The sequence below is a fragment of the Flavobacterium ginsengisoli genome, assembly GCF_029625315.1.
In the GTDB taxonomy this organism is placed as follows: Bacteria; Bacteroidota; Bacteroidia; order Flavobacteriales; family Flavobacteriaceae; genus Flavobacterium; species Flavobacterium ginsengisoli.
Genome location: NZ_CP121110.1, coordinates 5,190,612 through 5,205,764 on the forward strand (window position 1 = coordinate 5,190,612; position 15,153 = coordinate 5,205,764).

The window sequence follows — 15,153 nt, forward strand, 5'->3', positions numbered from 1 at the left end:
AATGATCGAGGTTAAATATTTTGGAGCTGTTGCTGAGAAAACAAAATGTGAATTTGAAAAATTATCTTTTTCAGAAGAATTATCATTGCAGAGACTTTTGCAGAATTTAAGCCAAAAATATGAGTTCGAATCACTAACTTTTAGCGTTGCAGTAAATCAAAAAATAGTTTCAAAAGAAGTAGATTATACATTGAAAACTAGCGATATTGTGGCTTTATTGCCGCCATTTGCCGGAGGTTAAAAACAATTTTATGAGTGAAACGGAACGATATAAGAGACAAATTATACTTCCTGAAATTGGAGATATTGGTCAGTACAAATTACTGAAATCTAAAGTTTTGGTAATTGGTGCTGGAGGTTTGGTCGCTTCAATTCTGCCTTATCTAGCTGCTGCAGGAATCGGCGAAATTGGGATTGTAGATGATGATCTTATTGAAGTTTCCAATCTTCATAGACAAGTAATTTATAAAACTTCGGCGGTTGGAAAAAGAAAAGTTATAGAAGCAAAAGCAATGCTTTCAGAACTGAATCCGGAAGTGAAAGTGAATGTTTTTGAAGAAAAATTATCTGGAAAAAATGCAATTTCATTGTTCGAAAAATACGATATTATTGTTGATGCAACAGACAATATTTCGATAAAATACTTAATTAATGATGCTTGTCTAGTGAGCAATAAACCAATGGTTTACGGATCTATTTTTAGATTCCAAGGACAAGTTTCAGTTTTCAATTATCAATACGGACCAACTTACAGATGTTTGTATCCTGATGAAAATTCGAATGCGGCAAATTGTGAAGATGCTGGCGTAATTGGAGTTTCCGTTGGAATTATCGGAATGTTTCAGGCCAATGAAGTTCTAAAAATAATTCTTGGAGTTGGTGAAGTTTTGAGTGGAAAAATTCTGGTTTATACTATTTTAAATAACGAACAGCAGAAGTATGATTTCGAAAAGAGTTCAAAATTAGAAATGAACAAAGAAGATTTCGAACAGAAATACAATTCATCTGAAAATCAGATTGAAGAAGTAAAATTTGAATTTCTTTTGAATGAAATAGAAAACGATGAGGTTCTTTTTTTAGATGTTCGAAATGAAGATGAAGCGCCAAAAATCAAATTGAAAAATAGTATTCAAATTCCGTTGCTCGCATTTAGAAAATCAAATTAAAAAATTGAATTCAAATCAAACTATTTATGTTTTTTGCCAATCTGGAATTAGAAGCAAAATTGCGGCCGAATTGCTTCAAAAATATCAATTTAAAAATATAAAAAGCATTGCTGGAGGCGCTTTAGCAATGAAGCAGTTATTACAAGAAATAAAAATATAATCATAGGTTTTAAAATGTTCGTCTAGTTTGTCATTTCGACGAAGGAGAAATCTGCGCGAGTAGCTCGACAAAGATGGCGAATTACTGTGAGGAGTTCCTTGCGAAGATTTCTCCTTCGTCGAAATGACAATATTGAGTTTTAATTCGTGAAAATTCGTGTAATTCGTGGCAAAAGAAAAATCATTTTAATCCATATAATCTGTGGCAAAAAAAACATAAAAAAAATGAGTAAAAATGTATTTGTAGAAGGACCAATTGCTCCTGAGTTTATTGCAGAATCAATCACTAAACATCAATCAAAACATACGATTGGAGCGCATAATATTTTTCTGGGACAAGTTCGTGCCGATGTTATTCATGATAACACAGTCGTAGCAATCGATTATTCGGCCTATAAAGACATGGCAAATGAAGCTTTGTATGCCATTCGCGAAAAGGCCTTTGCCAAATTCGATTTAACTTGCATGCACATTTACCACAGTTTGGGCGTTGTAAAAGCAGGCGAAATCTGTTTGTTCGTTTTTGTTTCGGCAACGCGTCGCAAACAGGTTTATGAAGCCACAGAAGCAATTGTAAACTGGATAAAAACCGATGTGCCGATTTTTGGTAAAGAAATGTTTGAAAATGATACATTCACTTGGAAACAAAATACGTAAGAAATTATAATGGTAGATATTACGCATAAAATAAGCACTTTAAGAGTCGCAACAGCAACCGCAATTGTAAAAGTAAGCAAACAAGAAACAATTGATGCTGTTGTCAATAATTTAGTGCCAAAAGGAAACGTGTTCGAAATGGCAAAAACTGCAGGATTGTTTGCGGTTAAAAATACGCATTTGTCTATTCCAGATTGTCATCCGCTTCCAATTGAATATACTGCTGTAGAATACAATATCGAAGGTTTAGATATTCATATTATTTTCAAAGTAAAAACTGTTTACAAAACAGGAGTTGAGGTTGAAGCCATGCATGGCGCATCGATTGTAGCGCTTACAATGTATGATATGTTAAAGCCAATTGACAAAGAAATCGAAATTTCAACCATCAAATTAATCAATAAAGAAGGCGGAAAATCGTCTTTTAAAAATAAATTCCCGAATGTAATTAAAGCCGCAGTTTTCGTTTGTTCCGATTCGATTTTTGCAGGTGATAAAGAAGACAGATCTGGAAAAACAATAGTAGAAAAATTAGATTCGTACGGAGTTGAAACTTCTCATTACGAGATTATTCCAGATGAATTAGCTATTATTCAGGAAAAAACTAAGGCTTTCGCCAAAGAAAATCAATTGGTTATTTTTACGGGCGGGACAGGTTTGTCTCCTAGAGATGTTACGCCTGAAGCTTTAGAGCCAATTTTAGAAAGCAGAATTCCAGGAATTGAAGAAGCAATCCGAAATTATGGACAACAGAGAATGCCTTATGCAATGCTTTCTCGAAGTGTTGCAGGAACTTTAGGCAAAACTTTGGTTTTGGCTTTGCCGGATCAACAAACGGAGTAAGAGAATCGATGGATGCTGTTTTTCCGCATGTAATGCATGTCTTTCATATTTTAAAAGGAAAAAATCATGACAGCCTCTAACACTATTTTGACTGATAGTTTCGGGCGCAAGCATAATTATTTGCGCATTTCGCTGTTGGAAAAATGCAACTTGCGTTGTACGTATTGCATGCCTGCGGATGGAATCGCTTTATCTCCAAAAGCTAGTTTAATGACGGCAGATGAGATTTTTGCCATTGCCCAGACTTTCGTGAAAAATGGTGTTGACAAAATACGATTAACAGGCGGTGAACCTTTGCTCAGAAAAGATTTTCCTGAAATTGTGTCTAAATTGTCAGAATTAGAAATTTCACTTTCGATTACTACAAACGGAATTTTAATTGACCGCCATATTGAGGTTTTAAAGCGATTTAATATTAAGAAAATCAACTTGAGTTTAGATACCCTAGTTGCTTCAAAATTTCATTCTATAACGCTTAGAAATCAGTTTGAGAAAGTAATTGATAATCTGCATTTGCTTTTGAATAACGATTTTCAGGTAAAAGTAAATGTGGTTTTGATAAAAGGTTTTAATGATACTGAAATTGTAGATTTTGTAAAACTGACTCAATTTCTGCCAATTTCTGTTCGATTTATCGAATTTATGCCGTTTGCTGGAAACGAGTGGGACAGGAGTAAAATGGTTTCGCGACAAGAAATTTTATCTTTAGTAGAAACTCAATTTTCATCAAAAGAAATTCAAAAATTAGAAGACGAAAAAAACTTCACTTCAAGAAATTATAAAATAAAAAACTTTCAAGGTGATTTCGGAATTATTAGTTCCATAACAAATCCGTTTTGTGACAGCTGCAATCGCATCCGCTTGACGGCTGACGGAAAAATAAAAAACTGCCTTTTCTCAAATTCAGAAACCGATTTACTGACTGCTTTTAGAAATGGAGAATCGATTACTGAGTTAATTTCAGAATCCATTCAAAACAAAAAGAAAGTTAGAGCAGGAATGTCAACAGTTAATGAAATAAATGATCCAACACTTCATTTTGATAATCGCAGTATGATTGCGATTGGAGGTTAGGTTTCTCGAGAATTCACAAAATATTGTCATTTCTCCTTCCTCGAAATGACAAAACTGTATTTTTAAAAAGAAAAAAAGGCTTAACTTTTTAAAAGTCAAACCTTTCTCAGAATACTATTTTTTCTTTTTAGTTTTTGCCTTAGCCTTTTTCTGAGCGACAGCTTTCTTTGCCGCAACTTTTTTAGCTTTAGCTTTATCTTTTGCTTTTTTAGCTTTTTCTTTTTTCTTCGCAGCTGACTTTTAGTTTCTCTTTTTTAGCTTTTTCTAATTTTTTGATAACTGCTTTAATTGCTTTTTCTCTTTTCTTATCCTTTTCCTTTTTGGCTTTTAGTTTTGCTTTAAGCTTTGATTTTATATCGTTTTTTTCTTTGCCAATTTTTTCTACAGTGACAACAGGTTTGCTTTCTGAAACATCATTGGTTTTAATTTCTACAATTTCAGAAACGATAGGTTCTTTTTTTGCAGGAGTTGCGGCTACTTTTTTTACCGTTGCTCTTGGGGTAGTTTTAGAAGCCGCTCTTACTGGTGTTTTAGTCGCCGGTTTTACAGTAGCAGCCGGTGCTTTTGCGACTGTAGTTCTTGAGGTAGTCGCTTTTGCCGCAGGTGCTTTTGTAGCAGTTCTTGTTGTTCTTTTAACCGTTGTCTTAGTTTCTGGTTGTACTTCTGTAGTGGTTTCTACAGCTGTTTCTGCTGGAGCATCTGTGGTTTTTTCAGCAGAAATCGATGGATTTCTTTTTATCATAATTGTATTTTTTATTGAGTAAATAGATCTTAACCAAGTGGCTCTAAAGCTTTTGAAGTATAATGCTTGAACCGAAATTCTTAGTTAAGCTAAATATACGTAATTTTTGAATACAAAACGCGATGCTTTTTTAGAACTCATTAATTTTCAATTACTTCTAGGATTTTAAAATTGTTTTTTGGTGCTTCGCAAAGAGAACAGCAATAGGTTTCTGGCAAATTTTCAAATAAAAGGCCTTTAGGAATTCCTTGAGTTTCGTCTCCGTATTCAGAATTATAAAGTGTTAAACATTCCTGACATTGATAGATATCTAATTGCGGTTTTTCTTTTTTCTGCAGTTTTTCAGTTGCTTCTGAGGTCGAATTTCCAAGTTCTTCAAAGTATTTTCGGCTTAGCTCAATTAAAATTGTCGGAAGTTCCAGTTTATCTATATCTTGAGAATGCACAATATATTCTCGTGTATTTGGGTCAAAATTCTTTGCAAACAAAACATTATAGGTATCCCTGATTTTGATGGATTCTAAAGCTGTTGGAAGTTCGTTTTTTTCGATAATAATCGAAGTGAAATAATGCCCATCACGATTGTATTCTGAAATTCCGAAATTCAATCCATAAGTACTGATATCGAATTGATCTAATGTTCGAACTAAGAAAGTTTTTAGATTCAAAGCCCATTCTGTTGCTACAGGCAAATGCCAATTTAATTCCAATAAAGAATGACGAACGTTGATACCGCGTTTCCCTAAGAATTTTTCCCATTCTAGTTTTCGATCTTTCGGAATTCCTTTTATAATGAAAGATTTCCAAGGAGTGATGCAGATTTTCCCGATTTTGCATTCAAAACATAAATCGCACATTTCTTTCAAGAAATCTAAATCGTATAAATTATTTCGCCAATACAATCCTAACCAATATTGATCAATTCCCATTCTGTTCATTCCTTCGTAATACGGAAACGGATAAAACGGAATATTCAACGGTTTGTCGATTGTTCTATTGTTGGTATCTAAAGCTTCGCTCACTAAAGCGAAAAGCATTTCTATATCAATAAATTCTTCTTCGGAGATTTTCTCAATTTCGTAATAAATCTTGGCCAAATCCCAGCTGTAAAGTAAAACTGGATAGATTTCCATTTTTTCCCATTTTGGAAGACGAACATATAGATACCAATAATCTTCGTGTTCTGACGCAATAAAATTTAAATGTCCTGTAAACAAAGGAACCAATTGCTCGCTTCGGATCGGTTATGTTGACTTTTAGTTTTGGCTGTTCTTTAAATTCTTCCAAAACATATAAAAAACGGTTTCCTGTAAGCCAATTGGTGTTTCTAAAAATATCAGTCGAAACATAAGAAGAAACAATATTGTTACCGCTTTTTTGATCTGGATAAACAAAATGATGTTTTCCTAAAGTGGTTTTGTCCAAAGATTTAAATCCTTTCGGAAAAATAATATCTTGTCTAGAACCAAACGAAATCGAATCCAAACCTTCTTCCAAAGCGATATTTACAACTTCTTGTAATTCCCCTGGCGAAATAACGCCTCCTTTTACTATTAATCTTGTTAGTTCCATTTTTGTTTTTGTTTCAAGTTTCAGGTTTTAAGTCTGCGGATTGTGTTGATTTAAACGCAAAGAGCGCAAAGTTTTTTCGCAAAGTTTTTTAAGGTTTATATGCTGTGCGTAAAATTGTTTTCTATCGAAAAAAGTTCGCAAAGCAATACTTTGATTTTTTTTCAAAGCTTTGCGAATTTTGCCTCCTTAGTTAAGGATAAACTAAATATACTTTGCGAAAAAACTTTGCGCTCTTTGCGTTAAAATTTATGTTTAAAGTAATACAACAAGCAACATAAGCTGAAAACTATTTACATTTTGCCAATATTTCCTTTACCTCTGTTTTGCAGCTTCCGCATCCTAAACCTGCGCCCGTATTTTTGCATAATTCGGTGAAATCGTTCACGCCGCTTTTAATGGTTTCTTCAATGTTTCCAGCTCCAACTTGACTGCATGAACAAACTAATTTTCCTAAAACTGGTTTTGCATTTGAGCTTCCTCTCAAAAGCGTATTTCGTTTGTCTGATAGTTCGATTTTGCTTTCAATCATCGTTTTGAATTCGGCAAACTCATTTTTATCTCCCATTAAAATGGCACCAACCAAAAGATCATCTTTTACGATGCATTTTTTGTAATAGCGTTTCTTTAAATCGGTAAAAACAATTTCTTCGTACGAATCGTCATTTTCTGGGATGGTAAGATCGCCAATACTGCAAAGATTAATGTCTTCTAATTTCAAAATATTCATTAAAATCGAACCTTTGTAATAACTGCTAATATCACCAGCAAGGAAATTTGCAAGAATATTAGCTTGTTCTTCGGCAGCAGAAGTGATTCCGAAAAGTTTGTTTTCGAATTCTGCTATTTCTCCAATGGCAAAAATATCTGGATTTGAAGTTTGTAAATACTGATTTACTTTCACGCCACGTCCGCAAGCTAATCCGCTTTCGCGTGCAATTTCAATATTCGGAATTGTTCCAATTGTATATACAATTGCATTTGCAGTAATGATTTTTCCGCTTTTTAAAGCAATTTCGATTTCGTTTGGATTATCAGTTTCAAAAACAGTGCTGACTTCATTATCAAAATAAATCTGAATGTCTCTAAGTTGCACTTCTTCAGCCAATAATTTACTTGAAATTCGGTCTAACTGACGCTCCATCAAACGCGAAGCGCGCTGAATAATCGTTGTTTTTACTTTTTTATGTTTTAAAGCTGCGGCTAATTCCAATCCTAATAATCCGCCGCCGATAATGACAACGTGCTGTTCTTCTGGGGGAAGATTGGTACTGGCTAAATGTTTTTTCAAACGATCAGCATCTTCTTTTCGTCTAACGGTAAAACGTCCAGGAAGATGAAGCTGTGCATTTTCGGGAACGAAAGGACGGCTTCCAGTTGCCATAATCAACGAATCGAAAGTGTGAATTTCGCCTTGACTATCTATAATTGTTTTTTGTTTTGGATCTATTTTATCAATAGAAACTCCTGCTTTCATGGTGATTTTTAGTTTATTGAAAGTTTCACCATCTTTAACTTTTAAAAGCTGTTCCCAAGTGAATTCTCCCGTCATGTATTCAGGCAACAAAACACGATTGTAAAACGGATTTACTTCATTCGAAAAAACAATAATTTCATCGGTTGAATTGAATTCACGATAGTTTTGAATGAATCGGAAAGAAGCCGCTCCAGCACCAACAATCGCAATTTTCTGAAATGGTTTTACGTATTTTTTAATTGAAACTGTTGTGAACTTAAAGTCAGGTTCTTTTGAAATTGGATCAACAACCGTATTCGTTAAATTGTTGGTTCGATTTAAATCATTTTCAAGTTGTTTTCCCCAGTGCATCGGCAGAAAAAGAACTTTTTCTTTGATTGTATCGGTGACTTTCGCTTTTACGCGAACTTCTCCATTTTTACTTGAAACTACGACAATATCACCATTTTTAATATCGTTTTTAAAAGCATCAATAGGATTTATTTCTAAAACAGGACTTGGAATATGTGTTAGTAATCTAGATACTTTTCCAGTTTTTGTCATCGTATGCCATTGATCTCGAATTCTTCCTGTTGTTAAAATAAAAGGGAATTCATCATTTGGCTGAACTGATGTATTTTCGATAGAAACTGGCAGATTAAAAATTGCTTTTCCAGATGGCGTATAGAATTTTTTATCTGTAAACAATCTTGGAGTTCCTGGATGATTATAATCTGGAACTGGCCATTGAAAAGTGCCTTCAGTTTTTAAACGATTATAATTTAAGAATGAAATATCAATATTAGTATTTTTTGTAAGTGCACAATGTTCTTTGTAAACTTCTTCGGCACTGTTGAAATTGAATCCGTTGAAATTCATTTTTTTAGCAAAACGAATTAAGATTTCAATATCAGGAAGTGCTTCTCCAGGTGCATTGATTCCTTTTGGAAGATAGGAAATACGACGTTCCGAATTGGTCATCGTTCCTTCTTTTTCTAACCAACCCGCAGCAGGCAATAATAAGTCGGCAAATTTGGCTGTATCTGCATTATGCGAAATATCTTGAACGACTACAAATTTAGCGTTTTGAAGCGCTTTTTCGGCTCTTCTAGAATCGGGTAAACTCACTAGCGGATTCGTGCAAATAATCCAAACCGCTTTCATTTTTCCTGATTCTAAAGCTTCAAACATTTCCGTCGCTGTTAAACCTGGTTTATCTGAAATCTCATCAACACCCCAAAAATCTGCCACTTCTTTGCGATGTGTAGGGTTTGCAATGTCTTTATGTGTTGCCAAAAGTGTTGCCATTCCACCAACTTCGCGTCCGCCCATTGCATTGGGTTGACCTGTTAATGAAAATGGCCCAGAACCTGGTTTTCCAACTTGTCCTGTTAATAAAGATAAATTTAGCAAAGCCGTATTTTTATCAACTCCAACGGCACTTTGATTTAATCCCATTGCCCAAAGCGAGATAAATCCTTTTGCTTTTCCAATAAGATCAGCGGCAAGTTTGATGTCGTTTACAGAAATTCCACAAAGTTTTGAGGCTTTTTCAAGTGAAGTTCCTAAAACTAAGTCTTTGTATTGTTTGAAATTTTCAGCATTATTTTTTACAAAATCATGATCTACATAACCTTTCTCGATAATTCGTCTAGCGATAGCATGATATAAAATAATATCTGAACCCGGAATAATCTGCAAATGTAAATCGGAGAATACGGCAGTATCTGTTCGTCTTGGATCTATGCAGATTATTTTAGTTTTCGGATTTTTCTCTTTGTGTTTTTCCAATCTTCTGAAAAGAATAGGGTGGCACCAAGCAGGATTTGCTCCTGTAATTAAAAAAGTATCTGCCAATTCGATATCGTCGTAAGCAATGGGTACAGAATCTTCTCCGAAAGTTTTTTTGTACCCCACAACAGCAGAACTCATGCAAAGTCTGGAATTGGTATCGATGTTATTGGTTTTGAAATAACCTTTTACCAGTTTATTGACTAAGTAATATTCTTCGGTTAAACATTGTCCAGAAATATAAAAACCAACGCTGTCGGGTCCGTGTTTTTTTATAATAGAAGTAAAAACTGCAGCAGCGCGATCAAGAGCTGTATCCCAACTCACGCGTTCGAGCGGATAATTTTTACTGCCTCGCATTTCTGGATATAAAATTCTGTCGGAAGTATCGTTAACTACGTAGTGCAGATTCATTCCTTTAGAACACAACATTCCTTTGTTTACAGGATGATTTTTATCGCCTTCGACCATTACACCATTTTTAGCATCGTTAGTCACGATTATACCGCAGCCAACGCCACAGTAGGAACAGGTAGTTTTGATCTTAGTACTTTGCATCGTTTCTCGGTTTTAAATAAATCACTTACTTAAGTTGAGACAAAAATAAGTATTTTTTAAGTATTAATACTTAATTTTTGGTTTATTTTTTTACTTTTGATAAAAAGAAATGAGGAACAACAAATTAGTTTTGAATGTGCTAAAAATTAGAACTCATGAAAGAAGAGCAAGCAGTATGTTATTCCTGTACAAATGAGAATTGTTTTATAAAGAAACACTTGCATTTACATCAGATGGCAACTTATATTTCTAAAAAACAGAATATAATCTGTAAAAAATCTAATCGTTTTATTACCGAAGGTGCACCATTGCAAGGACTTTACTTTATATGTAAAGGAAAAGCCAAAACGGTAAAAACAGGAATTAACGGTCGTGAACAAATCGTTCGTTTAACCACAAACGGAGATATTATTGGTTTCCGTGGATTTGGAACGAGCAAACGCTATTTGATTGGCGCCTATGCTCTTGAAGATACTGTTTTGTGTAATTTTAGCAATGAAACCATGATGGAAATTTTACAGCACATTCCAGAATTCACATATGCTTTAATGTTATTTTATGCCGAAGAATTAAACAAAAGTGAAAATAATATTCGCAAGATCGCTCACATGAATGTTCGCGAACGTGTAATTGATTTGTTGCTTTATATTCATCGTAAGTTTGGACAAAAGAATGGTTTGATTGATATAGAGCTTTCGCGAAAGGAAATCGCAGATTTTGCAGGAACAACAGAAGAACAAGCGATTCGGATTCTATCAAGTCTTAAAAAAGAAGCTTTGATTAAAACCGAAGGGAAACGTGTTGGAATTTTGGGAATTTCAGAATTGCGATCTGAAATTATGGAGCATAAGTATTTTTAATCTAAGGTTCTAAGTTGCTAAGATTCTAAGATGCTAAGATGCTAAGGTTTTATGTTGATGTAAAAATTTTGATTTTTTTGTAGAGACGCACTGCAGTGCGTCTTTACCGCATGCGTCTCCGTCGAGTGTAATTTATTTTTTTCTGCCAATAAATCGAATTACAGAACCCGTTCCGTTATGAAATAAGCCTTCACTGAGTTCGATTTCTTTTTCTTCTAATTCAATGATTTCATAATTTGGAAAATCAGCTTTGATTTCTTCTATTGAAAAAAGAGATTCAATGTCTTTTGGTCCGCCTACTTTTTCATTTTTGGTAACATATTCTAAATGTTTTTTGCTGAACGCTTCGAAAATAATAATACCGCCTTTTTTTAATAATGCATTCAGCTGTTTATGAATATCCGATTTAATTTCTGCTGGAAAATGGGCATAAATTAAAGCAATCGCATCAAATTGTTCCTTCTTAAAATCTAAAGTTTCCAATTCGCCAACTTGATAATCAAGTGAAACATTATTGTTTTCTGCTAATCGAAGCGCTTTGTTTTTGCCTTCTTCACTTATATCAAATGCTGAAACTTTCCAGCCTAATTTCGCTGCAAAAATGGCATTTCTTCCTTCGCCTTCAGCTGGGAAGAGGATAGAACTAGGATTAAGCTTTTCAATTTGTTCTTTTAAATAATTGTTGGGTTCTTCGCCGTATGCAAATTCTTCGCTTTTATAACGGTCGTCCCAACGTTGAGTCCAGTTGTTATTCATTATATTTTTTAGTTTGTCTTGATGTTCATGAATAATAAATAATCATATAAGCATATAAGTTTTCTGAAATGTGTGCCTAATTTACTGTCGTTGATTAAATCTATATTGGCTTCTAAATAATTTTTTAATTGTTCTAAATCTATTTTTTCTGGCGATAATAAAGGAGTGTATAATAATATATGTAGTTGATTATTTGTCTGTTGAAGCTCTTGGAAAGATGAAAAAGTTTCATTTATTTCATCCAATTTTTTAGCATAATGTTTTGAAGGATAAAAAGACTCTATTTTTACATCATTTACTTTTTTTATAAATGCGGGAGAAAATTCTTTGATATCGCTATTTTCGTCTATTTTTCCGAATTCGTTTAAAAGACCTGCAGCATTCAGGTGCTTAAAAAATGGAATATATGTTCCCATTAATGAGGGTAAACATAAAATCGAAATTTTTAGTGGATCCCAATTCCTTGATATTATTGAATCTATTAAAACATCTTTAAATTCTATCCCTTTTATTCCAACTTCTGCAAATCTATCTTTTAAGCCTACTCCATAAACAAATTCAGCTTCATGTAAATTTTCAATATCATCTAAATTATCAGCTACGTATATTTTAGATTTTGAAGAATTAGATTTTACAAAATCATATACCATTCCTTTCATTTGTCTCAAAATTTTTATAGGCAATTTTCTTTTATTGTTAGCAAGTATAGTATAAACATCAATAAAATTATTCAGGGTAATTAGTTTCAATGGAATTACTGTGTCAGAAATTAGAATTGTACTATCAATTATTGTAGTGTCAGTAGCTGAAGAATTCCATTGGCAAAATATTAAACGATCTTTCAATTTGCTTATGTTTTCTTTTGTTAAACATTTAATAATTGATTTTAGAATGGATTGAATATTTTTGTCGTCTAGGCTGTAACCAATAAAGATTATGGGGTTCTCAACAAAGATTGTAAGTAGTTTTGAAGCTAGATATTCATTTCTCTCTTCGAAATTTTGATAATCTTCTTCAGTCAGAACTAGTGAATTTGGTTGGGAAGAACAGCCATGTATTTTATAAATTTCACCAATTGAAAATAGTTCTGAAAAAATTAGTTCTTGTTGTCCAACAAATTTTTTAAAATCAGGGAATAGGTTCTCAAGTAATTGGTCCCAATTAGTTGTAATAATTCCATCGATATTGATTTTTTTTAAAAGCTTAATTTCTTTTTCAATTATATCTTCCGTTAGAAGTTGCATATTTTTGTTTATTTTTTGTGCAATTTCATATTTTAACGGTGAAAATTTACTATTAGCTAGAGTTTCGAAGGTTTGCCTGCTTTCAATAAATTCATCAGCACTCCACCATATCTCATTAAATTCATTTCCAATTAAGGAAGCAACTTTTGGTAATTGTGAGTCAGCATTAGATTTATAAAAATTATAAGGTTTTGGTAATTTTAGTTCTTCACAAATTTCGCTTAACAATAATTCCCATGTTGGAAGACCTATGTATCTTCTAGAAAATCCTGAACCAATGAATAAAAAAGGAGCAGTGGAAAATTTAGCAATATGTTCTTTGAATTGGTTTGTGAATGTTTCCATTTTTTTTTAGAGGTTAATTGGTTGATAAATACCAAATATACTTATTAACTATAATTTATTTTAAAAAAAATACCCATTCTCCAAAGTAGAAAAAGGGTATTTTATAAATTTTTAGATTTTAAAAATCTTGATCTTTCTTTAATCTTAACCAACAAATTTTGTTTCGCCGCTGTTAATGTCGATTTCAGCAAAATTATGTTTTCCGATGACGATAAGCAGTTTGTTTGAGTTGTAACCAACATATCTAATTTCAGGTTCTCCTTTTTTTGGTTTTCCGCAGACAGAAATTACATTGGTCTGCCATTTCAATTTGCTTCTTTTGTAGGCAGAAATGGTTTGTAAGTCATTCTCGACATAATAAACAATGTTGTTTTTTTTAATTCCTCTTTTTTGTGTTTTCGCAAAATTTATTTCTGAGTTTTTAGAAATTAAGGCGTCGTTGTACTTTTGAGCGATGCCTGTTTGCGTGACAATAAAAGTCAGCAAAGACAATTTTAGAAATGGTTTCATTAGGATAGAATTGGGGGTTCATAATCGATTCAAATATAAATAATTAAAGTATATAATGAGTTTTTATTAGATCAAAAAAAATACCCTTTTTTCGAAATGAGAAAAGGGTAAAATTTTTAAGTTAATTTTCAAGAAAAATTATTTTTTCCAGCTAAAAATTTTCGGATCAACAGAAATCATTAACCAAGCCCAGTTATTGGTATGGCTAGTATCTCCGCCTTTAACAAATTCCATTGTTTTAGAGCCAAACATTTGAGAATAACCTCCGGTTACCGTTATATTTTTTCTGAAATTATATCCAAAAGTTGCGTCAACCTCAGTTCCTAAATACGAATCTAATTTTTCGTTTACTGGTGTAACTACATCAGCAGCAGATAAGAATACATGCGGAATTAAAGCAAATTGCCACTTATTGACATTATAATTCAATTTGATAAAAGCATCTTGCAGACCAACACTTTTCAGATGATTTCCGACATAAAAATAATCCATGTAACCGTTAAGTCCGTGATTAGTTCCAAAAATCGGATTGAATGATTTGATTACCGTGCTTCCGTCATTTGAATCTTTTCCTGATAAAAATTCGTAGCCCAAACCAACTTTGAAGGCATTAGTAATATTATATCCAAAATTAGTCGCGGCATTCCATGCACTTACTTGTTGATCGGTGTTTTTTCCAGTTTGTCCATACAGCCAAAAGCTGGTATCGATTTTACCTTTTTTATAAGTTAAATAAGGTCCGAAAGTTTGCATGTAATCTACTAGTAGCTTAGTAGAAGGAGCAGGATTAGGAGCATATTCATAACCTGTATTCAATAATAAAAAGCTAGCGCCTAGATTTTCGTTGAATTGATTATGATACCAAGCGTATTGCATAGCTTTATAATTTGCAACTGTATAAGGAGTTTGAACGACATTTTCTGCTGTTGAATTATAAGCCCCACCAAAATCTAATTTTTGTTTTTCAGTTTGATAAGTTACAATAAGTGCGTCATGGCTTTGACCTTGTTGTGCCCAATCCATTTCACCCAAGATACGCTGATTATCATAAGAAAGAACCTGACGTCCCATTCTAGCACTCCATTTCTCAGTAAAATTATATTGTGCCCAAGCCTCAAAAACTGCCACTCCATTTTTATCTGCAACCGTTGCCGGAGGGACATCCCCCCATGTTCTGGTATTTTGAAAAGTTAATTTTACAATTAAATCGTCTTGTTTGTAATTAATGCCTAAGCGAGAACGCTGTGAAATTTGTGATGTTCCTTCTTGACCATAGGATAGTGGTTGTTTGTATCCGTTTCTATACTCAAAACGTGGTCTGAGTTGAAGGTTTACATCTAATTCTTGTGCTTGAATTTTGAAACTTAATCCTACGATAAGTATTAAAATTAGTTTAAGTTTTTTCATAAAATTGTGAGATTTT

12 protein-coding genes and 2 pseudogenes are annotated in these 15,153 nt (G+C 33.2%); 7 read left to right on the forward strand and 7 right to left on the reverse strand.

Going from position 1 to position 15,153, the window contains the following annotated elements:
* Window position 1 precedes the first annotated feature (1 nt).
* The 6 genes and pseudogenes from P5P87_RS24705 to moaA all read left to right on the forward strand — a co-directional run bounded on the left by P5P87_RS24705 (window position 2) and on the right by moaA (window position 3,899).
* The gene (locus P5P87_RS24705; RefSeq protein WP_198856371.1) at window positions 2-241 is read left to right on the forward strand and encodes a MoaD/ThiS family protein; all 240 of its coding nucleotides are present in this window, start codon (window positions 2-4) and stop codon (window positions 239-241) included.
* A 10-nt stretch (window positions 242-251) separates the two neighbouring features.
* Entirely contained in the window at window positions 252-1,166 is a 915-nt protein-coding gene (locus P5P87_RS24710; protein ID WP_278020952.1) for a HesA/MoeB/ThiF family protein, read from the forward strand.
* A gap of 4 nt (window positions 1,167-1,170) precedes the next feature.
* Entirely contained in the window at window positions 1,171-1,326 is a 156-nt protein-coding gene (locus P5P87_RS24715; RefSeq protein ID WP_278020953.1) for a rhodanese-like domain-containing protein, read from the forward strand.
* A 224-nt stretch (window positions 1,327-1,550) separates the two neighbouring features.
* On the forward strand, window positions 1,551-1,982 hold the full coding sequence (locus tag P5P87_RS24720; protein ID WP_198856369.1) for a molybdenum cofactor biosynthesis protein MoaE: 432 nt from the start codon (window positions 1,551-1,553) through the stop codon (window positions 1,980-1,982).
* 9 nt (window positions 1,983-1,991) lie between these two features.
* Window positions 1,992-2,905 (forward strand): annotated as a pseudogene (gene moaCB, locus P5P87_RS24725) (bifunctional molybdenum cofactor biosynthesis protein MoaC/MoaB).
* Complete coding sequence (gene moaA, locus P5P87_RS24730; RefSeq protein ID WP_278020954.1) at window positions 2,892-3,899, forward strand: GTP 3',8-cyclase MoaA; 1,008 nt, start codon at window positions 2,892-2,894, stop codon at window positions 3,897-3,899. Before moaCB ends, moaA begins: the two are co-directional and overlap by 14 nt.
* A gap of 208 nt (window positions 3,900-4,107) precedes the next feature.
* Here the strand turns inward: moaA and P5P87_RS24735 are convergent, their stop codons facing one another.
* From P5P87_RS24735 to P5P87_RS24745, 3 genes and pseudogenes are all read right to left on the reverse strand, one after another.
* Window positions 4,108-4,641 carry a hypothetical protein gene (locus P5P87_RS24735; protein ID WP_278020955.1) on the reverse strand — a complete coding sequence of 178 codons (534 nt, stop codon included), beginning with the start codon at window positions 4,639-4,641 and terminating at the stop codon, window positions 4,108-4,110.
* A 140-nt stretch (window positions 4,642-4,781) separates the two neighbouring features.
* Window positions 4,782-6,213: pseudogene (locus P5P87_RS24740) on the reverse strand (rubredoxin).
* A gap of 286 nt (window positions 6,214-6,499) precedes the next feature.
* Window positions 6,500-10,015 (reverse strand): nitrate reductase, encoded by a 3,516-nt coding sequence (locus tag P5P87_RS24745; RefSeq protein WP_278020956.1) that lies wholly within the window; start codon window positions 10,013-10,015, stop codon window positions 6,500-6,502.
* Window positions 10,016-10,170: 155 nt separating this feature from the next.
* Between P5P87_RS24745 and P5P87_RS24750 the strand changes: the two genes are divergently transcribed.
* A complete protein-coding gene (locus P5P87_RS24750; RefSeq protein ID WP_278020957.1) occupies window positions 10,171-10,875 on the forward strand; it encodes a Crp/Fnr family transcriptional regulator in 705 nt (234 codons plus the stop codon).
* A gap of 132 nt (window positions 10,876-11,007) precedes the next feature.
* Here P5P87_RS24750 and P5P87_RS24755 read toward each other — a convergent pair whose 3' ends face one another.
* The 4 genes from P5P87_RS24755 to P5P87_RS24770 form a co-directional block, all read right to left on the reverse strand.
* Window positions 11,008-11,631 carry a class I SAM-dependent methyltransferase gene (locus P5P87_RS24755; RefSeq protein ID WP_278020958.1) on the reverse strand — a complete coding sequence of 208 codons (624 nt, stop codon included), beginning with the start codon at window positions 11,629-11,631 and terminating at the stop codon, window positions 11,008-11,010.
* 8 nt (window positions 11,632-11,639) lie between these two features.
* On the reverse strand, window positions 11,640-13,220 hold the full coding sequence (locus tag P5P87_RS24760) for an SIR2 family protein (RefSeq protein ID WP_278020959.1): 1,581 nt from the start codon (window positions 13,218-13,220) through the stop codon (window positions 11,640-11,642).
* A gap of 144 nt (window positions 13,221-13,364) precedes the next feature.
* Window positions 13,365-13,730, reverse strand: coding sequence for a hypothetical protein (locus P5P87_RS24765; protein ID WP_278020960.1), 366 nt, complete (start codon window positions 13,728-13,730; stop codon window positions 13,365-13,367).
* 138 nt (window positions 13,731-13,868) lie between these two features.
* Complete coding sequence (locus P5P87_RS24770) at window positions 13,869-15,137, reverse strand: alginate export family protein (RefSeq protein ID WP_278020961.1); 1,269 nt, start codon at window positions 15,135-15,137, stop codon at window positions 13,869-13,871.
* Window positions 15,138-15,153 lie beyond the last annotated feature (16 nt).

What these genes read in the sequence shown, in the direction of transcription:
- P5P87_RS24705 (WP_198856371.1), top strand. Translation starts at nt 2, where the DNA reads ATGATCGAGGTTAAATATTTTGGAGCTGTTGCTGAGAAAACAAAATGT.
- P5P87_RS24710 (WP_278020952.1), top strand. Translation starts at nt 252, where the DNA reads ATGAGTGAAACGGAACGATATAAGAGACAAATTATACTTCCTGAAATT.
- P5P87_RS24720 (WP_198856369.1), top strand. Translation starts at nt 1,551, where the DNA reads ATGAGTAAAAATGTATTTGTAGAAGGACCAATTGCTCCTGAGTTTATT.
- moaA (WP_278020954.1), top strand. Translation starts at nt 2,892, where the DNA reads ATGACAGCCTCTAACACTATTTTGACTGATAGTTTCGGGCGCAAGCAT.
- P5P87_RS24735 (WP_278020955.1), bottom strand. Translation starts at nt 4,641, where the DNA reads ATGATAAAAAGAAATCCATCGATTTCTGCTGAAAAAACCACAGATGCT.
- P5P87_RS24745 (WP_278020956.1), bottom strand. Translation starts at nt 10,015, where the DNA reads ATGCAAAGTACTAAGATCAAAACTACCTGTTCCTACTGTGGCGTTGGC.
- P5P87_RS24750 (WP_278020957.1), top strand. Translation starts at nt 10,171, where the DNA reads ATGAAAGAAGAGCAAGCAGTATGTTATTCCTGTACAAATGAGAATTGT.
- P5P87_RS24755 (WP_278020958.1), bottom strand. Translation starts at nt 11,631, where the DNA reads ATGAATAACAACTGGACTCAACGTTGGGACGACCGTTATAAAAGCGAA.
- P5P87_RS24760 (WP_278020959.1), bottom strand. Translation starts at nt 13,220, where the DNA reads ATGGAAACATTCACAAACCAATTCAAAGAACATATTGCTAAATTTTCC.
- P5P87_RS24765 (WP_278020960.1), bottom strand. Translation starts at nt 13,730, where the DNA reads ATGAAACCATTTCTAAAATTGTCTTTGCTGACTTTTATTGTCACGCAA.
- P5P87_RS24770 (WP_278020961.1), bottom strand. Translation starts at nt 15,137, where the DNA reads ATGAAAAAACTTAAACTAATTTTAATACTTATCGTAGGATTAAGTTTC.